Below are 23353 nucleotides of genomic sequence, written 5' to 3'. Positions count from 1 at the left end.
GAGATTAGAATAACGGTCTCGTGGGCTCGGAGATGTGTATAAGAGACAGAATTGGAGGTTTGAATTTTAAAATCAATATGGTAAAATATGCAATGAAAAAATTTCATCTCGTCAATTTGAAAAATAAATTATCTAATAAAACTTGGAGAATGATAATTGCGGCTTACAATTCTTTATTACCGGGCTTTATTAAAAAATCTATTCTAAATTATTTGACGAGTTGATAAAAATTGTAAAAATGAAAGGAAAAGAGATGAAAAATAAATTAAACAAAATCGTTGAAGAAAAATTTGCAAATACGAAGAATAGAACGCCAAAATACGGATTGAGAAAATTGTCAATCGGTGTAGTGTCATGTATTTTGGGATATGCGTGTGTTTTCGCACCAAGTGTATCAGGCGCAAATATTGAGAATCCTTCTGCTGTTTTAGTAGAAGACAATCAAGTTGCATCGCCTTCTCCACAAGAAAAAAATGGAACAGGTGATGAGAAAAACAATCCTCAAGGCCCTGATTCCAAATCAAACCCAGATGATCAAGTTGAAGAAAAGAAAAACGAAGTAAAAGACAACACAAAATACACAGTGACATATTCACCAGGACTAACTGATGTAAACAAAGCTACAACAATTTCACCAAAATTTAAAAATAAAGTCAATCAAAATGCAGAAGCAATTCCACAAGGTGCTACTTTCAAATTAGGCAAAAATGTTGAGGGAGCAGAAATCAATTCTTCAACAGGTGTTATTAGTTACACGCCAAATGAAAAACAAGCCGGTAAAATTGTTTCGTTTGATGTTGTTTTAGTATTTAATGATAAATCACAAGCAAATATCACAGCTACGATTCAAGTAAACAAAGTATCTTCAAAGGCTCCATTGATAAAAGAAATATTCGAAGGACAAACAAAAATAACTGGAACTGGAGAAAAAGGGGCAAAAATTGAACTAAAAGTAGTGAAAGGCACAGATGGTGAAGGTGATTTAATTGGAAATACAACTGTAAAAGACAATGGGACTTGGGAAGTTACAGTTAGTGGAGAATTGATAAAGAAAAATTACAAAATTCGTGCCATACAAACTGAAGAAGGGAAAGCTCCAACACCAACATTCAAGTTGGTTGAGGAGAAAAAATCACAAGAGCAACAACCACAACAAGAATTAAAATTGTCTATAAATGATGTGACTGAAGGCGATGCTAAGATTACTGGAAACTATGACAAGGAGCACACTCTTCTTGTAACTATAAAATCAAAAACTGGTGAAAAGAAATTTGAAACTGGTGGAGTTTTAGACCCAAATGGAACTTGGACTGTAAACGCAGAGGAAAAATTAGAAGCTGGTGACGAGATAACAGTTAATGAATATACACAAGAAAACCAACTTGCTAAGAGCGTGAAAAAACTTGTAATTCAAAAAAAATCTGACAAAAACAAACAACAAACAGAAGAAGGACAAGACAGCAAAAAAAATCCAGGACAAGAAAATTCAGAAGACAATGGACACACAACTGCAAAAGAGAAATCAGAAACTCCGACAATAAATTCTGTTGCAGAGGGAGATGCAACTATATCAGGAACAGGAAAAGCAGGTGCCAAAATCCATGTTACAAAAACAATTGGAAATAGCCCACAAGGTCTTATAATGGGAGAAAATATTGTGGTGGACGACAGTGGAAAATGGACTTTGAGTGTTCCAAAAGGCAAAGAATTGAAAAAGGATGACGTTGTCTTGGTTGTTCAACAAGAAGAAGGCAAGGAAATTTCTCAACAAGTAAGTTCTGTTGTAGCAGCAAAGAAGGACGACAGTCAAGAACCAAATAAAAAACCACAAGATAATCAACCTTCACAAGAAGACGAAGATGAAGCTGATAAACAAGCACAAGCAAAATTGACTATAAATCCAGCTTATGAGGGTCAAATAAAAATTTCTGGAACTTATAATCCTGGTGATACAATTGGAGTTGAAATCAGACACAAAGACAAGACTTACGTTTATACTGCTAAGCAGACAACTGACGGAAAGGGAAATTGGACAGCAGAATCTGATGAAGCTTTAAAAGTTGGCGATGAAATAATTGTCACTCAGTTTGGAAAAAACACTTATAAAAACGCTGAAAGAACATTAAAAGTAACTGCGAAACCAACTAGTGAAGTTGAACAAGAAAAATCACAATCGCCAAATGTAAATAAAGTAAAAGAAGGTGACGCTGTTATTTCTGGAACTGGAGTAGCTGGGGCGAAAATAAGTCTTTCGAAAGTAGACAAAGAGTCTCGCAAGGCAATTATCTTGGCAACAGATGTTGTTGTAAATGGAGAAGGAAAATGGTCGGTTACAATTGATGCTTCTAAAAATTTCAGAGAAGGAGACACTATTTCCGCATTCCAAAAACAAGACGGAAAAGGCGTATCTGATTCGACTGATATAGTAGTTGCAGCGAAAGAAAACAAGCCAAGCAAACCAGAATCAAATCCAGCACCTGAAAACCAAAAGCCAAACAACGAACAAAAAGAATCTTCAACGTTTCCGTTGGTTTCTGATGTGAAAGCTGGTGACAAACAAGTTAGTGGAAAGGGAATAGCCGAAGCAGAAATAAAAATAACTGTAATTTCAAAAGACAAATCAACAGAAAAAACATACACTACGAAAGTAAACGCCGATGGAACTTGGAAAGTCGATTTGGAAAAAGAATTGCAACCAGAAGATGACGTGACAGCGATTCAAACAGAAACAAACAAAAAATCTTCGCCAAAAGTAGTGAAGTCTGTTGCCAAAAAAATCGAGCACAAGCCAAACAAACCGGAATCAAATCCAGCACCTGGAAACCAAAAGCCAAACAACGAACAAAAATGGTACTCGTCATTCCCATTGGTTTTTGATGTGAAAGCTGGTGACAAACAAGTTGGTGGAAAGGGAATTGCCGAAGCAGAAATAAAAATAACTGTAATTTCAAAAGACAAATCAACAGAAAAAACATACACTACGAAAGTAAACTCCGACGGAACTTGGAAAGTTGATTTGGAAAAAGAATTGCAACCAGAAGATGACGTGACAGCAACTCAAACAGAAGCAAACAAAAAGTCTTCGCCAAAAGTAGTGAAGTCCGTTGCCAAGAAAATCGAGCAAAAACCAGACAAACAGGAATCAACACCAGAATCTGGAAGCCAAAAACCAAACAAACAGGAATCAACACCAGAATCTGGAAGCCAAAAACCAAATAAACCGGAATCAACACCAGAATCTGGAAACCAAAAGCCAAATAAACCGGAATCAACACCGGAATCTGGAAACCAAAAGCCAAATAAACCGGAATCAACACCGGAATCTGGAAGCCAAAAGCCAAACAAGCCAGAATCAACACCAGAATCTGGAAACCAAAAGCCAAACAAGCCGGAATCAACACCGGAATCTGGAAACCAAAAACCAAACAAGCCACAACAAAAGCCAGAAGTGAAAAAGCCAGAGGTTAAAAAACCATCAGACAACAAAACTCCTGAAAAAAAACCACAAACAAAACCACAAAAAAATGCAAAGAAACCATCAGTTAACAACAAAAACAAAGGATTATCATTGCAATACGAACAAAAAACAGTTAGAAAAGGTTCTGTGGTAAAAATCAATGCGGTGTTCAGGGACAAAGATGGAAAAATTATAAAAATGCCAGAAGGAACTGTGTTCTCATTGGAAAAAAATTCTCCAGCGAATGCAAAAATCAATTCAAAAACTGGAGAGTTGACATTTGACACAACTGGCTACAAAAATGGCGACAGAATAGAGCTGACTGTTGTTGCCACAATAAAAGGTTCTACGACAAAAGTATTCGCTTTGTTCACAGAATCTGGCAAATCAACTCAACCAAACGAGCCGACAACATCGACAGAAAATGACACGGTTATAAAAACAAAAGTAGTGATAAATGTTGAGAAAAAAGACAGAAAAGATTCACAAAAAGCAAAAATTTCTCGCAAGAAAAAAATGCCAAAAGCTGGTTATGAAAACGAAGTAATGACTTTGGCAGCGGCTGCTTTATCAGTGGTTAGCGGATTTTGCATTTCAAAGAAAAAAAATAAATAATATGCGATGATTTTTAATCTTCATTAATATCCTATGAAAAAAAATCGCAGATTTTCAACTGACCTCGTAAGTTAGTAGCCAAGCTAACTGATGGAGGTCAGTTTTTTTGATAAAAATCATCACATAGCGTAAAATTTGAGAAATCAAAGGTGTATAATAAAAGTGACAATGAATATCATTAATGGTTTAAAAATCGAAAAATGTGAAGCTGCTTTTTGAATACAAATCATATAACTGTTGAATTTAAGTCAGTGAAATCCTTGGAGGTGGAATATGCTTTTGCTACAAACTTTGATTTTGTGTTTATTATTTTTTGTTTTATGTGTCGTTGGAACGGGAACTGATGCGAAAAATCTGAAAAATTACAGCTCATATCCGGACGAAGTTCAGCAAATCATCAAAGAAACAGAAAAATATCGTGGGAAGTTTGTGGAAAGAGGAAAGGTTGCAGTGTGGTTGGCAAATTTTGTACTGTTTTGCGTGTTGTTTTTTCTTATGGGTTTGGCGATACGAACTAGAAATTTTGACAAAAATTTTTTATCGCTTTTCATATTGGGAGAAAGTTTGAATGTTTTTGACCTCGTGGTAATCGACTTGTTGTGGTGGAGAAACACGAGCCGAATAAGATTTTCAGAAATTCCACAAAAATCCCTGTACCAAAATCCGAAAAAACACGTCCACGCATTTTTGAGAGCCGTGCCGTTGCATTTTTTGGTGGCAATTGTCGATGGATATTTGTTGACATTGTTTTAAAGTCGGATTAGAGTTAAAAATCACTTATAGGAAAGGAAAAGACGATGAATTTTATTTCGTACGGAAACAAAAACGACAAATCGATTTTATTTATTCACGGATTGGCATCGACTGCACAGTTGTGTTTTGGCGAACTGTTGCCTTATCTACAAGACTATTATGTCGTTTTGTGTGAGTTGGACGGCCATTGTCCTACAAAGCCCAACGACGTATCATCCTTGGAAAAAACCATTGATAAAGTTGAAAACTACATACTGGATGAAATGGGCGGAAAAGTCTACGGAATTTGTGGCTTTTCCATGGGGGCGACGATTGCCGTTGAACTAATTTCAAGGGGGAAAATCTCCGCACAAAAAGTTTTGCTCGATGCCGCCATCACGGTTGAACTCGGATGGATTGCACCTCTACTGACGAGAGCTTTTGTTTTTGGAGCGAATATGATTAAAAGCAAAAGACAAATTCCAAGGCCATTATTGAATATGGTTATGGGAAAAGACAACGAAAGCGTTGTGGAAATGTTCTACGAGAAAATTTCTGAAAAGACAATCAAAAATTGCTGCAAATTCATTTACCACTATAAAATTTCAGAAAATTTGAAAAATTTCACCAATCCGGTTTTATTTTGGAGAGGGAGCAATGAGCCACTACCTCTGAAAAGTGAAACTATCCTCAAAAAACACCTCGTCCAAATGAATAGCGAAGTTTTTGAAAAAATGGGGCATGGACAATTTCTGCACGAAAATCCACGAGAATATGCGAAAAAGCTTAGAAAGTTTTTCGACACAAAATAGTTTGTAAAGTTGTAACAAATGTTACTGATAATAATTATCATAAACTTTATAATAAAGAAATAAAATAGGAGGCAAATATGAAAATTGATATTAACAAAGCTGTTTATGTTCTAGTTACAGAAAATCCAGAATTAAAAGATATTCTCATAAATATGGGATTCAAAGCGTTGGACAATCCACTAATGTTCAACACAATGGCAAAAAAAGTTTCGCTGAAACGTGGAGCAAAGATAATGGGAATCGAAAATCTATCTGAAAAACTTGAAAAGTTTGGGTATGAGGTAGTCGATTCGTCAAATGACGATGAAGTTGTGCATAGAAAATTGCTTTTGAAAAATTACATTGAAAGACTGTCGAACGGAGAAAATCTCGAAGCCGTAAGAAAGGATTTTGTGGCAAATTTTGAAGGGGTGTCTTCGTCTGAAATAATGGATGCAGAAGAAGAACTTTTGAGTTCGGGAATAGACAAAGAAGAAGTCAGAAAATTGTGCGATGTGCATTCGGCGTTGTTTCACGGGATGACAGACAACGAAAAAAACGAAGAAAATTACGACGGACAAAAATTTATTTCGTATATGGCGAGGGAAAATGAAAAAGTAAAAGAATTGATAAAGAAAGCCATCGCAAAAATGGATTTTGACGATGGAATCCTAAAAATTTGTTCGCACTACAAGAAAAAAGGCGATTTGATTTATCCGCTGTTGAAAGTGAAGTACAACAAACCGGGTCCATCGGATATAATGTGGGCAGTTGATGTTGAGATATCGAAAAACTTAAAAAGGGCAATAAAAGATAAAAACAAAAAACTTTTCGAGGATTGTCTGACGAGAGCCGACGAAATGACCTACAAAGAAGAAAACATTCTCTATCCGCTTTTGAAAGACACATTTACAAAAGATGATTTGGATATGTTGTACGAGGATCTCAAAGACTACGAACACAATTTGATTTCCTACGCAGATGTTGTCGAAGAAAAAAATATCAGAGAGGACGACTACATTCATTTCAGAAAGGGTAAAATGAGAGTCGACCAGTTAGAGGCTATGTTGGATACGATGGAATTTGAAATAACTTTTGTCGATGACAATGATATAAATTCGTATTACAACGACAACAAAGAAGCCAAAGTTTTTAAAAGGCCGATGAGTTCGTTGGGACGAGAAGTCTACACTTGTCATCCGCCACAAATAGAACCGATGGTCAGAGCACTCATAAAAGATTTCAAAGAGAAAAAGAGAGATTCGTTGAAGCTTGTCAAAAAAATCGGGGACAAAGACTACCAAGTTAGCTACTACGCAGTGCGAGACAAAAACGAAATCTACAAAGGAGTTCTTGAAATTGTTCAGGATATGAGTTTCTACAAGGACTATCTAAAAAAACAAAACGATTGATGTCGAAAATTTTGCAAATATCAAAATAGATGGGACAAAACTCATCTATTTTTTGCTTGAATGAAACAGTTGTGGGTATAAATAGTTTAAAGAAGGGGATTTTTTGTGAAAAATTTTAGCCTGTGTGCAAAATAAATTTTTGAGGGGAAAATATGAACGAAGATATAAATGAAGAATTGATTTTTAAGGAAAAATTGGACGAAACTGTTGAAAGTTTTGGCAAGGGAAGTCAAGAAGGGGCGAAGGTTTCGATTAGAAATTGCCAAGATTTTTTCGGCTGCGTTTCAATCAGCCACCAAAAACAAATCGCAGAAGCTTTCGAAATTGACGAGAAATTCATCAAAACGATAATAAAATTTATACCATCCATCAAGCAGTCGAAAGTTGAATACGAAATAGTGTGCTGTTCTGGGCCGAGATGTGCGAAAAATGGCTCTATGGAAGTTTTGAAAACGGTGAAAAAAGAACTGGGATTGGATTTTAACGAAACATCACCTGACGGCAAAATAAGTCTCAGGTCGCAAAATTGTTTCAAAAAATGCAAAGATGGCCCCAACATAATGATTAATGGCAAATTTTATCATCATATGGACAAGGAAAAAACAAAACAAGTTCTCGAAAAAATACGATAAAAACGAAAAAAGGCTTAGCTTGACGCTAGCCTTTATTTTATTTCATCACCTAAGTGTTTTAATTTTTCAACTTGTTCTTCTCTTCCGAGAACGATTAGAACATCGCCGATTTTAAATGTGTAGTTGACCGGTGGATTGAAAAGCATTTTGTCGTCCTCGATTTTTTTTATCGCAAGGACAATGAGACCGGTTTTGCTCGGAATTTGCGCTTCGAGAAGATTTTTGTTTTCGAGATAAGAGCCACTTTTGACGACAACTTCTTCCAAATCCAATTCCACATCTCCGATTCTCGTAACCACGTCCAAAAACGAGATTATATTTGGCTTTATCATCAACGAAGCCATTCTTTTTCCGCTGATTTCCACGGCGGACAGTGTTTTGTTGGCACCGACTTTTAGCAATTTTTCGCTGCCGGATTTTGTGATTGCATTTGCAATTATGTAAATATTTTTGTTGAGATTTCTCGCCGTCAAAACCGTTACGATATTATCCACTTCAGAATCTAAAGCAGACACAAGTCCCTTCGCTTTCTCGATTCCACATTGCTCCAACACGCTTTCTTCTGTGGAATTGCCTTCCACCACCAAAATATCGTCATGGCTGTAATCATCGAGGTCCTCGCGATTGTCTGTGACTACAACAAAATCCAAATTTTCGTCAATAAATTTTTTGATTATTACCTCTGCCAATTCTCCAGAACCGCAAATAATGTAGTGAGCATTTAGAGCAGAAATTTTTTTGTCCATTTTACTTCCCTTCCACAAATCTTTAACTTTTCCCTCAACAAACATCGCAACTATCGTAGTAAAAGCGTAACCGACAGTGCCGACGCCCAAAAAAATCATCACAATCGAAAAAAGCTCCGACCAATTGCTCGTAGTGCCAATCTCACCGAAACCAACGGTCGAAATTGTAATGACAGTCATATATAAAGCATCGATAAAGTCTACTTTTAACAAAAACATATATCCAACTACGCCGACAACCAATAAAAGCGTAAACGCGTAAAAAATAAATTTCAGTTTCCTTTTTTCGTCCATAAGCCACTCCTTGTTGTTTCAATTATAATATAATCTTCGACAAAAAACTACAACAAAAAAATCTGAAAAAAAATAACGGATTTTCTTCGATGGTTTTCAAAAAAATTTTCTAGTTGTGTGAGTTTTTTTTAGCGTGTATAATAATAATGAATATCAATAAAAGCTGAATTGCAACAATTAATAAAATAATAGGAGGAGAATTGATTTGGAAGTTAGAAAAATTTTGAAATCAGACCTCGATGAATTATCTCATCTTATGGTCGAAACATACAATAAAGAACCCTGGAATGACAATTGGACAGAAGAAACAGCAAAAGAATCGCTTAACACTATTTTAGAATTTCCAAAATTTTACGGAAATGTTGTAGTTGAAAAAGGCAAAATAATTGCGGCGATAATGGGACACACGAGAAAATACTCACAAGAAACGACCTACTACATCTATGAATTTTTTGTATCTGAAGAATACAGGAGAAAAGGCGTCGCTACGAAATTGTATCAGACAACCATCGACGAATTGAAAAAACAAAAAGTCAGCGGAGCTTTTTTTACAACTTTAAAAAACAGCCCAGCTTATAATTTTTACAAAAAACAAGGCGCATGGGATTTGTCGGATTCGGCGTGTTTTTACCATAAATTTTAAAAATTCAAAAAAATCAACAGCGATATTTATTTGGTGGTGCCAACAAATCTGTTGGCATCATTTTTAAAAAAAACTATTTACAACGAGATAAAATTGTTCTATAATTTTCTTATAGACGATAGCGTCGATAGAGGTAAATATGGTTAGAAATAAAAGAATGTCATACGAACAGAGAAAAGAAGAAATAAAAAAAGTTGCGGCGAAAGTTTTTGTCGAGCTGGGATTTTCAAACACCACAATGGAAGATTTGGTCAGAGAAACCGGTCTATCAAAGGGAGGATTTTACCACTACTACAAGAACACAACCGACATTATTTACGATTTGATGGTCGATGGCATCAATTACCGAAATGAAATTATAAAAAAATCTTTGGATGCAGAAAAAAAACTGAGTATCGAATTTTTGGCAAGAGAAATGACAAAAAAAGTAATAGACGATACAACGCTAACAGGAGTTTATGTGGAGTTTTTGCTTACGAAAAAAAGAAACAAAAAACTTGAAGAAATTTACAAAATTTTAGTGCGTAAAACAATAGAAGCCTTCAAGTCGATAAATATTGACTTCAAAGAGTACAGCATTGCAGCCGAGAAATTTGAAATTCTGACTTTTTTTATCAATTCTACGATACTGTCATCAAATATTTTACAATCCAGACAACTTCTGTTGAAGAAAAAGGATTTGATTGAAAAAATGTTTTTGCTAATTTTGAAGGAGGGATAATTTTTTTTATTTTTTACTGATAATGAATATCATAATCTTTTAGAAAGGAGAAAATATGAAAGTATACAAAAAATTGTTGAATTACGTTTCCAATTTAAAACCTCTTGTATTTGTCGCTATACTCTGCTCATTTATCTCGTGCGTATTTATAAATTATGGTTACTACTTGATTTACAAGTTTTTGAAAACCCTTATTGTCGATTCAAACTTGACTTCGGCGGAGAGCTTCGCATTTAAAATAGCTGGATTTATTTTTGTGGGAGCTGTAATTTATTTTTTATCGGTGCTTATAGCACACAAAATCGGATTTCACTTGGAGAATGTTTTAAGAAAAAAAGGTGTAGAGGGATTGAGCAAGGCGAGCTTCAAATTTTTTGACACACATTCATCGGGCAGTACGAGAAAAATAATCGATGACAACGCAGCGCTAACTCATACAATAGTAGCACATATGATTCCGGACAATACGAAAGCATTTACGATGCCGATAATTATTTTGGTATTGGGATTTTTTATAAGTTTAAGAGTTGGATTGTGCATTTTGTTTTTGACAATCTTATCGCTTCTGTGTCTGTTCAGTATGATGGGAGGAAGCGATTTTATGAAAATTTATCAAGAAGCTTTGGACAAATTGTCGGCGGAAACCGTCGAATACATCAGGGGAATTTCAGTTATTAAAATTTTCGGCGTGTCAGTTTCCTCGATGAAACAACTTTTCAAATTAATAAATGAATACTCGGATTACGCCTACAAGTACTCAAAAAAATGCAAACCTACTTATGTGGTATATCAAGAACTATTTTTTGGAATGATAGCAATACTTACAATACCTTTGGTGTTCTTTTTAGACAAATTAGGACAGCCCAAGCTAATCGCACTTGACTTGATAATGATAATGTTCTTGTCGGGATTGATGTTCTCCGCACTTATGGCTGTTATGTACGTCAGCATGTATTCTTTTCAAGGAAGTTATGCAGTAGACTCATTGGAAAAATTATACACGCAAATGCAAGAAGAAAAGATTACGTTTGGAAATGAAGAAGTTTTTGAAAATCACGACATAGAATTTAAAAACGTAACATTTTCTTATGATGAGAAAAAAGTCATCGAAAATCTTTCGCTCAAACTCGGAGAAAACAAAATCTACGCACTTGTCGGAGAATCAGGCTCAGGCAAATCGACAATCGCAAAACTCGTCTGTGCGTACTACAAGATTGATTCAGGAGAAATTTTAATCGGAGGGAAAAACATAGAAACCTACTCGCAAGATGCAATTTTGAGGGAAATATCATTTGTATTCCAAGATTCGAAGCTCTTTTCTGACACAATCTACAACAACGTAGCGTTGGCGAAAGATGGAGCCAAGAGAGAAGAAGTGCTAAAAGCTATTTCGCTTGCAGGTCTCGACAGCCTATTGGACAGGCTCGAAGAACGAGAGCAAACGAAGATAGGAACTGATGGAATTTATCTCTCTGGTGGAGAATGTCAACGAATCGCAATTGCACGAGCTATTTTGAAAAATTCGAAAATAGTTATACTGGACGAAGCTTCTGCGTCGATTGACCCGGATAATGAATACGAGCTACAAAAAGCTTTCAAAAATTTGATGAAAGACAAAACGGTTCTTATGATTGCACACAGGCTATCGGCGATAAGAGGAGTGGATGAAATTCTCCTCGTAGAAGACGGAAAAATTGTCGAAAGAGGTTCGCACCAACAACTTTTCGAACAAGATGGCAAATACAAAAAGCTCTACAATATGTACACAATGGCAAATGAATGGAGGGTTAGCGATGAAGAACTTTCTTAAAAACAAATTTGCGCTCACAGATGATGGAGTAAAAGGAACGATAAAGGCAAGCTTTTACAGTTTTTTGGTTTTTGTCATAAATATGTGTCCCGCAATTTTACTTATGATTTTAATGGAGCAATTTCTATTGGATAAAGCACAGAGCAGAAAATTTTACCTGATTTTCTCTTTTGCAACATTGATAATTATGTTCATACTTTTGAGTATGGAATACGAATCTCAATACAACGAAACGTACAAGGAATCTGCGAAACTCAGAATTGATTTGGCAAAAAAATTGTCCGAACTTAAAATGTCCTACTTTTCGAAACACGATTTGTCAGACCTCGCACAGAGTATAATGGCGGATGTTTCCGCGATAGAACACGCGAGTAGCCACGCTATTCCGAAAGCGATAGGATTTGTGTTTTTTATGCCGCTCATCACCGTTTTGATGTTGATTGGAAATTGGAAGATGACAATCGTTGCTGTTGGGCCGACATTATTATCGTTTTTATTTTATCTGTTGTCCAAAAATTACAGCAAAGGACAATTCAACAAGTACTACGTTAGATTGAGAGAAAACTCCAACGCTTTTCAACAAAGAATCGAACTTTCAAAAGAAATCAGCGCTTTCAATCTTTCGGACAAAATAAGAGAAAATCTCTACGCAAAACTTGACGACAGCGAAAAAATTCACTGGTCGACAGAGAAAAACAATTCTCTTATAATGCTGTTTTCGGGAATTTTCGCTCACTTTTCACTTCCGTTGACGATAATATTGGGGATTTTCCTGATGAAAAATGGAGAAATTTCTATTCTTTATCTATTGGGATATATTTTAGCGGCGATGAAAATAAAAGAAGTTGTTGACTCCAATACGGAATCTTTTATGGAAATTTTCTATATAGATTCCGCAGTAACGAGAATAAACGAAATACGAAACGCAAATGTTTTGAAAGGCAAGGACACGGAATTTGATAATTTCGATGTCGAATTAAAAAATGTAGAATTTTCGTACGAGGACAAGAAGATAATTGACAAAGTAAGTTTTACTGCACCGCAGGGAATGGTGACAGCAATTGTGGGAGAATCGGGCTGTGGCAAGACTACGATTTTGCGATTGATTTCCAGATTGTACGATTACGACGAGGGAGAAATCTTGATTGGAAATCAAGATATCAAACAAGTTTCGACGGAAAGTCTGTACAAAAATATTTCGATAGTTTTCCAAGATGTAAAACTTTTTAACACCAGCATTATGGAAAACATAAGAATCGGAAGAAAAGATGCGACCGATGAGGAAGTCATCGCTGCGGCAAAACTAGCAAACTGTGATTTCATCGAAAATTTGAAAGGCGGTTTTGAAGCGGAAATCGGGGAAAATGGAGAGCAATTATCCGGAGGAGAACGCCAGAGACTTTCCATAGCGAGGGCATTTTTGAAGGACTCACCGATTCTTATTTTAGATGAAATAGCTTCGAGCTTGGACGTTGACAATGAGAGAAAAATTCAAAAATCGTTGAACAAATTGATAAAAAACAAAACTGTAATAATTATTTCTCACAGGATGAAGTCAATCGAAAATGCCGACAAAATTGTCGTTTTAAAGCAGGGAAAAGTCGAAGAAATTGGAACTCACGATGAACTATTGAAAGTGAGTGAAACTTATAAAAAATTGGTTGAAAAAACCAAAGCAGCTGAAGAATTTGTTTACTAGGAGAAAAAATGAATAAAAAATTGGAGATTAAAGATTTAGTATTGATAGGAATTTTTGCTGTAATATATTTCGTGTTGATGTTCGGAATAGGAATGATTGGAGTCGTGCCGATACTATTTCTAGTGTATCCGACAATCGCGGGGATTATCTGCGGGCCGTTGGTGTTGTTGTTTATGGCGAAGGAACAAAAACCATTTGCGCTATTTATTTTTGGAATTATAATGCCAGGCATTATGTTTTTGGCGGGACACACTTATATTGTAATTGTAATAGCGGCAATCATAATTCTAATCGCAGAATTGATAAGAAAGATTGGCAACTACAACAGTATGAAATACAATATGCTCTCTTGTGCGGTATTTTCAATGTGGATTGGCGCAAGTTTAAGTCAAATGCTTTTAGCCAAAGAAAAATACATCGAAATGTGCAAAATGATGGGTGACGAATACACGCACGCCTTGGAAAAACTGATAACATATCCGAATATGGCGTTGGTATTTTTGGGAGCGTTCCTCGGTGGACTTATAGGAGCATACATCGGCAAAAAATTGCTCAAAAAACATTTTGAAAGAGCTGGTATAGTTTAATGCCTATCTACAAAAACTCCATCGTAAATCCAAATCCTATAAGCAAATTTATAGTATTGATTTTGATGAGTTTTACAATTTTGAACCAAATTCACACCGAAATACCAATTGCAATCTTATTTTGCGTGTTTTTCTTCATAAATGATTACAAAAAATTTGCGTTAAAATCACTTTTATTATTTTTGGCACTGATTTATCTGCCAAATTACGAAGGACTGTGGAAGCTTCCATTTGCGATAAAAATTTTTCTCGGACTTTTTCTGATGGTCAGAATGTTTTATCTGCCATATCTTGCGGGAAGTTTTCTGTTAAGAACATCAGATGTTAGCTCCATAATCACTTCCCTTGGAATGTTGAAAGTTCCGAGACAACTTTCCATTCCGTTGGCAGTTATGTTCAGATTTTTTCCTTCGTTCAAGGAAGAAAAAAACAATATCAAGACGGCGATGAAAATCCGAGGAATATCCAAGAAAAATTTCGCAAAGTACTTGGAGTATGTTTTCGTTCCGCTCATAATCGTGTCGACAAATATAGCCGATGACATAGCGAAGGCAGCGGAGTGCAAAGCAATCTCCAATCCATGCGAAAAAACAAGATATTTTGAAGTTAAATTCAAACTTGTCGATTTTATTTATGTGATTTCGTTTGCGATTTTGTTTTTCGGAGGTGTTTTATGGTTAAAATAGAAAACTTAAACGTGTCTTACGGAGAAAAACAAGTACTAAAAAACATTAATTTGCAAATAAAAGATGGAGAATGTGTTGTTCTCACCGGTGAAAGCGGCTGTGGCAAGACGACGATATTAAATTCGATAAACGGAATTTTGGAAAAATTCACCACTGCGAAGATAGATGGAAGCGTAAAAATTGACGACACCGATGTGAAATCCAAACAAATGTATGAAATAGCGATGTTAGTGTCGTCGGTTTTTCAAAATCCAAAAACCCATTTTTTCAACATCAATACGACACAGGAGCTTTTGTTTTTCTTGGAGAACATTGGCCTCGACAGAAAAGAAATGGACAAGAGGTTGGAGAAAATGTTGGAGATTTTCCCAATAGAATATTTACTCAACAGAAATATTTTTGATTTGTCTGGAGGCGAAAAACAGGTTTTGTGTCTTGCAAGTGCGTATATTTCCGGATGCAAGTTTATGTTGCTGGACGAGCCGACGTCAAATTTGGACAGAAAATATATAGATATCCTCGAAAAAATGCTCAAAATTTTGAAAAAAGAAAAAATAAGCTTGATTATTGCCGAACACAGGCTGTATTATCTTATGGATATCTTCGACAGACTTTTGTATATAAAAGATGGAGAAATAAAAGAAATCTACTCGAGAGAAGAATTTTTGCAGTTTAGCACGGATGAGTTGCACAAGATGGGTCTTCGAAGCATTGTAAAAGAAAAAATGAAAGTCGATTCAATCACTGATGATGGACAGCTCTACCTCGAGAATTTGAGTTTTCAGTTTGCAAAAGACAAAAAGCTCGAATTGAAAAACCTTCACTTCAACAATGGCTTCGTCTATGGAATAGTCGGGGCAAACGGATGTGGCAAGTCGACATTTGTAAAATCATTGATTGGCGTGATGAAAAAATCAAAAGAAAAAGTTTACTACAATGGAAAACTTCTCAGCAAAAACGAGCGATTGAAAAAATCTTCACTTGTTATGCAGGATGTGAACAATCAATTGTTCAGCGAATCGGTGGATACTGAATTGAAACTCAAAAACCAAGAAATAAAAGAAGAGATGATAGATGAACTTTTACAAAAATTGAATCTCTTATCGTTCAAGACAGACCACCCAATGAGTTTGTCCGGCGGACAAAAACAGCGAGTCGCTATTTTGACGAGCGTTTGCGATATGGCGGATTTTATTTTCTTTGACGAGCCGACAAGCGGAATGGATTACAAAAATATGATGGCGATATCGAAGACGATAAAAGAACTGAAAAACGACGACAGGATAATTTTCATTGTTTCGCACGATGTGGAATTTTTGAACGAAACAAGTGATTATGTGTTGGATATAGAAAAAGAAAATAATTTTTAAAAACAAGCCTTTGTGATTTTTTCGAGAAATTGCAGAGGTTTTTTGTTGCGAAAAAATTTTTGAAACTTGCCAATGATTTTGATTAATTTAAAATTTTGTTGACAAAAAAGATTAAAAGAACTACAATAGTTCTAAATAGAACAATGAGGTGTTATTAAATGAATTTTTGGGACAAGCACAAGTCGATTACACTTTTGTACGAATCGCTCACAAAATCTGTTTTGGACAAATACAATTTGACGCAAATGGAATACGACACGATGATGTTTCTTCACTACAAACCAGAACAAAACACGCTCGCCGAAATCGTACGAGCTAGAAAATCCACGAAATCACACGTGTCGACTTCGCTGAAACATTTAGAGCAAAAGGGATTTATCGAAAAAAAACCGAGAAAAGAAAACAAAAAATACGTCGAGATTTTTTTGTCACGAAAAGCCAATGATATTGTCGTAGACGGAGTAAATTGTCAGAAAAAATTTATGAAAAGTCTTTTCAGAAATTTGAGCGATGATGAGATGAATGTGTTTACGGAAATTTTCTCGAAGATTTGCAAAAACGCCGAGGAGTGTCTGTGATATGAGGAGGATTTATGTTCAAAGTAAAAAAGAAAACTCTTTTATTGATTGCTGGAATTGTGTGGTTAATCGCTGGAACTAACGTCACGAGACTGGGAATTATTTCTTATTTTCAAATAGATAAAAAATTGTATTGGTATGCACTTAGTGTTGTGATTTTTGGATTGTTTGGATTGATGTTTTACAAAATGACACAAAAGCACACGAAAAGAATTTTGCAATACGAAAGCGACAGACCTTTCTGGAATTTTTTCGATGCAAAATCATACCTAATAATGTTTTGTATGATGTCTTTCGGAATAGGGATAAGAAATATGGGAATATTTCCGCAGTATTTTATAGCTTTTTTCTACACGGGGTTGGGAGCTGCACTGGCTATGAGCGGAGTTGTCTTCATCGTGAATTATTTTTGTTGTGAAAAAATTGAAAAGGGGAGATAGTTATGACAGAAGAAAAATACAAACCACGTTTTTTTGATTTGTTTGAAGTTGTGTTCGACATTGGGTATTTGAGTTTTGATTTGGTCGCAGGGATTTTGTTTTTTATTTTCTCGAAGAACAATCCGTTGTTTGTGATGTACGGAGTACTGACGTTGACGTTGTGCTTCGGAGATGCGTTCCATTTGATTCCACGAGTAAAAAGAGCATTGAACGGAACTAGCGAAAAAATCGAAAAACAACTTGGAATCGGACTACAAATCTCGTCCATAACGATGACTGTTTTCTACGTCTTGTTGTTGTATATTTGGAAGCTCACATTTCCCGAAATAAAATCTTCGCAGATTTTGGATTTTTTGATTTGGGCGAGTGCGATAATTCGAATTGCAATTTGCTTGTTGCCGCAAAATGATTGGACGGGAGCTGGAAATCTCAAATTATCCATTATAAGAAACACGGTGTTTGCAGTTACGGGAATTTGCGTGATAATTTTGTACAAGATATCTGGAAATTCAAACGGCATTCAAATGGGGAAAATGGTGTGGGCAATAATAATCTCGTTTTTGTGCTACATTCCGGTGACAGTTTTCAGCAAAAAATTTCCGAAAATAGGAGCGTTAATGATGCCGAAAACCTGTGCCTACATTTGGATGATAGCAATGGGATTGCAGTTGTTGTTCGCAAATTAAAATATTTTCAAAAGCTTTTGGTTTATTCCAAGAGCTTTTTTATTCTCGAAGAAAAAATTAAAAATAAAAGATGTATTTTGTTTTAAAAAAAGCGTCGATAGGTTAAAATATAAATATACACAAAAATAAATTTGTGAAAATAGGAGGGCAATATGAACCAAAAGTCAAAAAAACTCGCCAAACTGCTGTTAGCGACGGCGATAATTGTAGGAGCGTTTTCGTTTAATTCATCGATTGCACAGGCGGATGATGTGCAAATCAATGGAACAAACTTTCCTGACAATAATTTCAGAGAGCTTTTAAAAGGCGAAAAATACGATAAAAACAAGGATGGAAAATTCAGTCCGTCGGAAATCAAAGACATCAAAGAACTAAATTTGTCGAGATATTCTTTCCCAAAAGATTCTAACTTTGACAAATTCGATGTCAAGGGAATTGAAAATTTTACTGAACTTGAAAACATAAATCTTTCAGGTATGAGTTTGGAAAAAATAGACTTAAGCAAGAATACAAAATTAAAGAAATTGAACATATCGCATAATCCAATGGCACAACTCGATTTAAGCAAAAACACAGAGCTTACTGATTTGAACGCCACTCAGATTTATGCAACTCAACTCGATTTGAGCAACAATACAAAGCTTACAAAATTAGTTTGCAACAGAACTAGTTTGCAATCTTTGGATTTAACAAAAAACACGGAACTCGTCGAAGTGGAAATAATGAATGGTTCTTTGAGTATACTTAAACTCGGAAACAACAGCAAACTTGAAAAATTAACTTGTATGCAAGTCAAATTAAATGAATTGAATTTAAAAAACTGCACAGCTCTAAAAGAATTGGACTGCTCATACAACAACCTTGGTTTGCTAGATGTTTCCAACAACAAAAAACTCACTGTTTTAAATTGTGATTACAATAAAATACTGGTGCCAATAGATTTGAAAAACAACACTGAACTTGTTGAATTGGGAATTTCGGGAAACGCAAATTCCGATTTGGATTTAAGTAAACTCACAAAATTAAAGAAGCTTTATGTCGATGAAAATTATCTGGGAAAAATAGATTTAAAAAACAACACAGACTTAGAAACATTGAGCTGCGACAAAACAAACCTCAGAGACTTAGATGTGAGCAAACTCACAAAATTAAAGTATTTAAGTTGCAAAAACAACAATTTGAACACATTGAATTTGAAAAATAATACATTACTTGAAGAATTGTATTGCGATTACAACAGAATTTCGAACTTGGATTTGAGCAACAACATATTGTTAAAACAGATTGAGTGTACGAACAACATTCTCGAAAAATTGGATTTGAGCAACAAATCTCTTTTAAAATTCGTGAAGTGTCACGATAATTTGCTCAAAAATTTGAATGTAAATTCTTGTTCGAGCTTGGAAGAACTCGATTGTAGCTACAACAAGTTGGAAAATCTCGACATCACATCAAATTATAAATTGTTGGAATTGAAGTGCAGCAAAAATTTGTTGACTAATTTAAATCTCGAAAAAAGCACTGGATTGAAATCTCTCTACTGTGGAGACAATAGATTGAGCAACTTGGATTTTTCGAAGACAAGAGATGCTTCTTTGGATTTGAACAATCTGACTTTACAAGAATTGGATATTGAAATAAACAAGGAAGATAATTCGTTTGATTTGACAAAACTTCCTGGAAAATTCGACGCTACGAAAGTTAGTAATTTGAAATCGGCAACAATAGATAAAAACAAATTGACAGTCGACAAAGACGCAAAGACGGTGACATTTGACTACAATATCAATTCCAAAAACAAACTAAAAGTCACTATGAACGTAAAATTCTCGGACAAGGACGAATCAAAAATAAACAGAATTTCGGGATACGACAGAATCGCAACTGCAATTGAGGTTTCAAAGAAAAAATACAAAGAAGCCGATACTGTAATTATTGCGAGAAGCGACATTTATCCGGATTCTCTTGCAGCTTCATCACTTGCTTGCAAATTGAAAGCGCCAATTTTGTTGACTGAAAGCGACAATTTGGACAACAGAGTAAAATCTGAAATCGTAAGATTAAAAGCCAAAAATGTAATAATCGTCGGTGGAATAAATTCTATAACTAGAAGTGTAGAAAATTCTTTGATATACTACGACAAAGACAGCGACATAGAAAGAATTGCGGGCGACAACAGATACGAAACATCTGCGGCGTTGGCAGAAAAATTGATAAAAGTTGCCGGCAACAAGAACACAGCTATAATTGCAAGCGGAGAAAACTTCGCCGACGCACTCACAGCAGGAGCATACGCAGCAGGAGAAAATTATCCGATTTTGTTGGTACAAAAATATTCGATAAACGAAAAAGTTGCGAAAGTTATCAACGACAACAAAATCAACAAGACTATACTTGCCGGTGGCGTGAACTCCATTTCTGAATATGTAAAAGATGAATTGCCAAATGACACGCAAAGAATCGCAGGAAAGAACAGATACGAAACATCTGCAAAAATCGCCGACAAACTTTTCAAAGCAAAATCAGCTTATGTAGCAAGCGGAGAAGTATTCGCAGACGCATTAGTCGCATCACCTGTGGCTGCAAGTCAAAAAATGCCTATATTGCTAGTCAGCAAATACGGAGTTTCAAAAGAAGTAAAAGACTACGTTAACAAAAACATCGACCACAATTTAGTCGTTGTTGGTGGCGAAAAATCAATTCCAAATTTCGTAGTCAGTGAATTGGGAAAAGCAAAAAAATAATCGAAATAACAACAAAAAAAATCAGAGTCATTTGACTCTGGTTTTTTTACTTCATTCTATAATCGCAAACTCTCGCAAATCGCAGAGATTTTTTCATAACTTCGTAATCCAAGTAATCGGTCGTGAAAATCTCCCCGTCAACATTTACCATCAATTTTTGCTCAAATTCGATGTGACCATTTGTCAATTTTTGAAAATGAATCAACGAGTTCGATAAGTGTTTGCCTTTTTTGTATTTGAAAATAAGTGGAATCAACTTCAACAAACTCATCTTCTCTGCCAAGCACAACTCCAACACGCCGTCATTTACTCTTGCGTAAGGAGAAGGATTGAATCCACCTCCGTAAAAACCACCGTTGCAGATAGCTCCTAACAAAAATTCCCCATTCAAATCCACTTTGTCGTTGTCGCCGTTTTGAGTTGAAGATTTCAGATTGAATTTTGGAATATTGAACAAGTTTTTCATAATCGCAATCGGATAGGCATTTGCACGAAGATTTGGATTTTTCTCCAGTAACTTGTAAGTCGTGTTCAAAATAATCGTATCGAAGCCGAAACTCATCACATTGACACAATATCTGTCATTGACTTTGATGATGTCGATGTCTTCTATCGAAGGATTAATCGTGTTTTCTATTTTAAAATTCTTGTAGTCAAAATTCTTGGCAAAATCGTTCGCAGTTCCCGCAGGAATCAATCCCACGGCAAACTTCGCATCGGTTTTTTTGATTTCGTCACACACCTCGTTAAGCGTGCCATCGCCGGAGCAAACATACATTATCAAATCGTCCTCGTCTTTGTGTTCTCTGACGATTTCTCTGGCGTGGTCTTTGTGTTTTGTTTTCACAATCGTGTATTTCAAATTATTTTCGCCGTAACATTTTGCGATGGAGTGTTCCAATTCTAAAAACGAGCCTTTGCCTGCTTTGCTACTCAACAAAAATACGTATTTCATTTAATCACCTTTTCATATTATAATATAAACATAAAACGCTGTACATATTATTTTCGACAAAATTTGAATTGAAAATAATCGAATTTATCAGTCAGCGAAAAAAGGAGTTTCAGAATGAATAAAATAATTTACAAAGTTTTATTTGTGGTTTTAGTCGTGGCAGTTTTAGAAATTTTTGACAGATTTTTCAAAGACAGAAACGACAATCCGACGAAAAACACAATATACAAAACGTTGATGGGGATTTTTTGGGCGATAGCAGCCGTTGCCACAGTCTTGTTGTACTGGTCAGGGTTTGGATATTTCAAAGCTGGAAAGACTTCTGTGGCTGTTAAATTGTTTGCGTTTGGAATTTTTATGACGGTAAGTGTCGGCTACAAAATTTACTCATTTATGAGAGAAAAAAATGGACGTGTTTAAAGAACTCAAATGTCTTCAAGATTTAAAATATCGAGATTTCCAAGCAAAATTAATCCCTACAATCGACAAGAAAACAATCATCGGAGTTAGAGTACCGCATTTGAGAAAATTTGCGAAATCGCTTGACGAAGATACTATAAGAAAATTTGTGTCCGATTTGCCACACCAGTACTACGAGGAAAATATGCTCCATTCGATTTTGATTTCCAACGAGAAAAACTTCGACAACTGCATCGTAATGTTGGGAAAATTTTTGCCGTTTGTCGACAATTGGGCTGTGAGCGATGCTATAAGTCCTCCTGTATTCAAGAAAAACAAAAAGCCATTAATCAACAAGATAAAATTATGGGCAAAATCGTCCGACACTTACACCGTTAGAGTTGCAATCTGCCTGTTGATGAAATATTATCTCGATGAGAGTTTTGATGTTGAAAATTTGAAAATAGTGACGGCGATAAAAAGCGATGAGTATTATGTAAAAATGATGATGGCGTGGTTTTTTCAAGAGGCACTCGCAAAACACTGGGAGGATGTCATTTTTGTTCTTCAAGATAATTTATTGGACACTTGGACGCACAACAAGACGATTCAAAAATCCACAGAGAGCTTCAAAATCTCCGCTGACGAGAAAAAATATTTGAAATCATTGAAAAGAAGGTGAATTATGAAAATAAATATGAGAAAAAGCAATCGTGAAGTAAAAGATTTCGACGAACAGATAAAAATTGTAGACTCGTGCGATGTTTGCAGAATTGGCCTCGTTGACGATGAGGGCTATCCGTATATTTTGCCGCTCAATTTCGGCTATGCAGTAAAGAATGGCGTGCTTGAATTGTATTTTCACGGGGCGATGGAAGGCTACAAATATTCTCTGATTGACAAAAACAATAAAGTTTCATTCGAGATGGATTGCTCGCACGATTTGTACTCCGATAGAGAAAAAGGATACTGCACGATGAATTATTCGAGCATTATGGGCAAGGGCGTGATTGAATATGTTACACAGCCCGATGAAAAATTCGAAGCGCTCACAGTGATGACCGACCGATATCACATCGAGCATTTTGAATTTAATCCCAAGGCGATTCCGAGGACGAGAGTTTTCAAACTCACTGTGACATCAATGACGGGCAAACACAAAGAAATGCACAAATAAATTTATACAGAAAAATATTTATTTTTCAAAAAAACTTGACAGTATAACTTTTTCAAGATATAATTGTAGGGTAGTAAGTAATTAAAAGTAGTAGATTAAAGTTTTGTAAAAATATTTTATTCTCTTTATTAATTAATGCTCACAAAAATAAAAACAGTACACAGGTACAGTCGTTCTTT

21 protein-coding genes are annotated in these 23353 nt (G+C 35.5%); 19 read left to right on the top strand and 2 right to left on the bottom strand.

Going from position 1 to position 23353, the window contains the following annotated elements; genetic code table 11:
- Positions 1–253 precede the first annotated feature (253 nt).
- From Q0X02_RS05470 to Q0X02_RS05450, 5 genes are all read left to right on the top strand, one after another.
- Positions 254–4072, top strand: coding sequence for a YPDG domain-containing protein (locus Q0X02_RS05470; protein ID WP_297812740.1), 3819 nt, complete (start codon positions 254–256; stop codon positions 4070–4072).
- A gap of 273 nt (positions 4073–4345) precedes the next feature.
- The gene (locus Q0X02_RS05465; RefSeq protein WP_297812737.1) at positions 4346–4825 is read left to right on the top strand and encodes an ABC transporter permease; all 480 of its coding nucleotides are present in this window, start codon (positions 4346–4348) and stop codon (positions 4823–4825) included.
- 44 nt (positions 4826–4869) lie between these two features.
- A complete protein-coding gene (locus Q0X02_RS05460) occupies positions 4870–5616 on the top strand; it encodes a carboxylesterase (protein ID WP_297812733.1) in 747 nt (248 codons plus the stop codon).
- A 77-nt stretch (positions 5617–5693) separates the two neighbouring features.
- Positions 5694–7007: a DUF438 domain-containing protein gene (locus tag Q0X02_RS05455; protein WP_297812730.1), complete on the top strand. Its 1314-nt coding sequence runs from the start codon at positions 5694–5696 to the stop codon at positions 7005–7007.
- A gap of 152 nt (positions 7008–7159) precedes the next feature.
- Entirely contained in the window at positions 7160–7639 is a 480-nt protein-coding gene (locus Q0X02_RS05450) for an NAD(P)H-dependent oxidoreductase subunit E (RefSeq protein ID WP_297812727.1), read from the top strand.
- A gap of 32 nt (positions 7640–7671) precedes the next feature.
- Here the strand turns inward: Q0X02_RS05450 and Q0X02_RS05445 are convergent, their stop codons facing one another.
- Entirely contained in the window at positions 7672–8679 is a 1008-nt protein-coding gene (locus Q0X02_RS05445; RefSeq protein WP_297812726.1) for a TrkA family potassium uptake protein, read from the bottom strand.
- Positions 8680–8884: 205 nt separating this feature from the next.
- Between Q0X02_RS05445 and Q0X02_RS05440 the strand changes: the two genes are divergently transcribed.
- The 11 genes from Q0X02_RS05440 to Q0X02_RS05390 all read left to right on the top strand — a co-directional run bounded on the left by Q0X02_RS05440 (position 8885) and on the right by Q0X02_RS05390 (position 20643).
- Positions 8885–9322, top strand: a complete 438-nt coding sequence (locus Q0X02_RS05440; RefSeq protein ID WP_297812722.1) for a GNAT family N-acetyltransferase — start codon at positions 8885–8887, stop codon at positions 9320–9322.
- A gap of 139 nt (positions 9323–9461) precedes the next feature.
- Positions 9462–10043: a TetR/AcrR family transcriptional regulator gene (locus Q0X02_RS05435; RefSeq protein WP_297812720.1), complete on the top strand. Its 582-nt coding sequence runs from the start codon at positions 9462–9464 to the stop codon at positions 10041–10043.
- 55 nt (positions 10044–10098) lie between these two features.
- Positions 10099–11853, top strand: coding sequence for an ABC transporter ATP-binding protein (locus tag Q0X02_RS05430; RefSeq protein WP_297812718.1), 1755 nt, complete (start codon positions 10099–10101; stop codon positions 11851–11853).
- Positions 11837–13552, top strand: coding sequence for an ABC transporter ATP-binding protein (locus Q0X02_RS05425; RefSeq protein ID WP_297812715.1), 1716 nt, complete (start codon positions 11837–11839; stop codon positions 13550–13552). Before Q0X02_RS05430 ends, Q0X02_RS05425 begins: the two co-directional genes overlap by 17 nt.
- Positions 13553–13560: 8 nt before the next feature.
- A complete protein-coding gene (locus tag Q0X02_RS05420; protein WP_297812712.1) occupies positions 13561–14139 on the top strand; it encodes an MptD family putative ECF transporter S component in 579 nt (192 codons plus the stop codon).
- Entirely contained in the window at positions 14139–14825 is a 687-nt protein-coding gene (locus tag Q0X02_RS05415; protein WP_297812708.1) for an energy-coupling factor transporter transmembrane protein EcfT, read from the top strand. Before Q0X02_RS05420 ends, Q0X02_RS05415 begins: the two co-directional genes overlap by 1 nt.
- Positions 14813–16195 carry an ABC transporter ATP-binding protein gene (locus Q0X02_RS05410; RefSeq protein WP_297812705.1) on the top strand — a complete coding sequence of 461 codons (1383 nt, stop codon included), beginning with the start codon at positions 14813–14815 and terminating at the stop codon, positions 16193–16195. Before Q0X02_RS05415 ends, Q0X02_RS05410 begins: the two co-directional genes overlap by 13 nt.
- 158 nt (positions 16196–16353) lie before the next feature.
- A complete protein-coding gene (locus Q0X02_RS05405) occupies positions 16354–16773 on the top strand; it encodes a MarR family winged helix-turn-helix transcriptional regulator (protein ID WP_297812702.1) in 420 nt (139 codons plus the stop codon).
- 14 nt (positions 16774–16787) lie between these two features.
- On the top strand, positions 16788–17213 hold the full coding sequence (locus Q0X02_RS05400) for a hypothetical protein (protein WP_297812699.1): 426 nt from the start codon (positions 16788–16790) through the stop codon (positions 17211–17213).
- Between the two features lie 2 nt (positions 17214–17215).
- Positions 17216–17899, top strand: coding sequence for a hypothetical protein (locus tag Q0X02_RS05395; protein WP_297812696.1), 684 nt, complete (start codon positions 17216–17218; stop codon positions 17897–17899).
- Between the two features lie 152 nt (positions 17900–18051).
- Complete coding sequence (locus tag Q0X02_RS05390) at positions 18052–20643, top strand: cell wall-binding repeat-containing protein (RefSeq protein ID WP_297812693.1); 2592 nt, start codon at positions 18052–18054, stop codon at positions 20641–20643.
- Between the two features lie 46 nt (positions 20644–20689).
- Here the strand turns inward: Q0X02_RS05390 and Q0X02_RS05385 are convergent, their stop codons facing one another.
- Positions 20690–21598: a diacylglycerol kinase family protein gene (locus tag Q0X02_RS05385; RefSeq protein ID WP_297812691.1), complete on the bottom strand. Its 909-nt coding sequence runs from the start codon at positions 21596–21598 to the stop codon at positions 20690–20692.
- Positions 21599–21712: 114 nt separating this feature from the next.
- Between Q0X02_RS05385 and Q0X02_RS05380 the strand changes: the two genes are divergently transcribed.
- From Q0X02_RS05380 to Q0X02_RS05370, 3 genes are read left to right on the top strand one after another with little or no spacing between them, the layout of a single operon-like run.
- Complete coding sequence (locus Q0X02_RS05380) at positions 21713–22018, top strand: hypothetical protein (protein WP_297812688.1); 306 nt, start codon at positions 21713–21715, stop codon at positions 22016–22018.
- Positions 22005–22679 carry a DNA alkylation repair protein gene (locus Q0X02_RS05375; protein WP_297812685.1) on the top strand — a complete coding sequence of 225 codons (675 nt, stop codon included), beginning with the start codon at positions 22005–22007 and terminating at the stop codon, positions 22677–22679. Before Q0X02_RS05380 ends, Q0X02_RS05375 begins: the two co-directional genes overlap by 14 nt.
- Before the next feature lie 3 nt (positions 22680–22682).
- Positions 22683–23174, top strand: a complete 492-nt coding sequence (locus Q0X02_RS05370; RefSeq protein WP_297812682.1) for a pyridoxamine 5'-phosphate oxidase family protein — start codon at positions 22683–22685, stop codon at positions 23172–23174.
- Positions 23175–23353 lie beyond the last annotated feature (179 nt).

The organism is uncultured Finegoldia sp. (assembly GCF_947252345.1).
Classification (GTDB): Bacteria; Bacillota; Clostridia; order Tissierellales; family Peptoniphilaceae; genus Finegoldia.
This window is presented reverse-complemented; position numbering and strand designations above follow the sequence as displayed.

Coding starts and splice junctions, on each gene's coding strand:
- Q0X02_RS05385 (WP_297812691.1), bottom strand. CDS start 21,598: ATGAAATACGTATTTTTGTTGAGTAGCAAAGCAGGCAAAGGCTCGTTT.
- Q0X02_RS05375 (WP_297812685.1), top strand. CDS start 22,005: ATGGACGTGTTTAAAGAACTCAAATGTCTTCAAGATTTAAAATATCGA.
- Q0X02_RS05435 (WP_297812720.1), top strand. CDS start 9,462: ATGGTTAGAAATAAAAGAATGTCATACGAACAGAGAAAAGAAGAAATA.
- Q0X02_RS05460 (WP_297812733.1), top strand. CDS start 4,870: ATGAATTTTATTTCGTACGGAAACAAAAACGACAAATCGATTTTATTT.
- Q0X02_RS05410 (WP_297812705.1), top strand. CDS start 14,813: ATGGTTAAAATAGAAAACTTAAACGTGTCTTACGGAGAAAAACAAGTA.
- Q0X02_RS05465 (WP_297812737.1), top strand. CDS start 4,346: ATGCTTTTGCTACAAACTTTGATTTTGTGTTTATTATTTTTTGTTTTA.
- Q0X02_RS05420 (WP_297812712.1), top strand. CDS start 13,561: ATGAATAAAAAATTGGAGATTAAAGATTTAGTATTGATAGGAATTTTT.
- Q0X02_RS05390 (WP_297812693.1), top strand. CDS start 18,052: ATGAACCAAAAGTCAAAAAAACTCGCCAAACTGCTGTTAGCGACGGCG.
- Q0X02_RS05430 (WP_297812718.1), top strand. CDS start 10,099: ATGAAAGTATACAAAAAATTGTTGAATTACGTTTCCAATTTAAAACCT.
- Q0X02_RS05405 (WP_297812702.1), top strand. CDS start 16,354: ATGAATTTTTGGGACAAGCACAAGTCGATTACACTTTTGTACGAATCG.
- Q0X02_RS05400 (WP_297812699.1), top strand. CDS start 16,788: ATGTTCAAAGTAAAAAAGAAAACTCTTTTATTGATTGCTGGAATTGTG.
- Q0X02_RS05380 (WP_297812688.1), top strand. CDS start 21,713: ATGAATAAAATAATTTACAAAGTTTTATTTGTGGTTTTAGTCGTGGCA.
- Q0X02_RS05370 (WP_297812682.1), top strand. CDS start 22,683: ATGAAAATAAATATGAGAAAAAGCAATCGTGAAGTAAAAGATTTCGAC.
- Q0X02_RS05455 (WP_297812730.1), top strand. CDS start 5,694: ATGAAAATTGATATTAACAAAGCTGTTTATGTTCTAGTTACAGAAAAT.
- Q0X02_RS05445 (WP_297812726.1), bottom strand. CDS start 8,679: ATGGACGAAAAAAGGAAACTGAAATTTATTTTTTACGCGTTTACGCTT.
- Q0X02_RS05395 (WP_297812696.1), top strand. CDS start 17,216: ATGACAGAAGAAAAATACAAACCACGTTTTTTTGATTTGTTTGAAGTT.
- Q0X02_RS05470 (WP_297812740.1), top strand. CDS start 254: ATGAAAAATAAATTAAACAAAATCGTTGAAGAAAAATTTGCAAATACG.
- Q0X02_RS05425 (WP_297812715.1), top strand. CDS start 11,837: ATGAAGAACTTTCTTAAAAACAAATTTGCGCTCACAGATGATGGAGTA.
- Q0X02_RS05415 (WP_297812708.1), top strand. CDS start 14,139: ATGCCTATCTACAAAAACTCCATCGTAAATCCAAATCCTATAAGCAAA.
- Q0X02_RS05450 (WP_297812727.1), top strand. CDS start 7,160: ATGAACGAAGATATAAATGAAGAATTGATTTTTAAGGAAAAATTGGAC.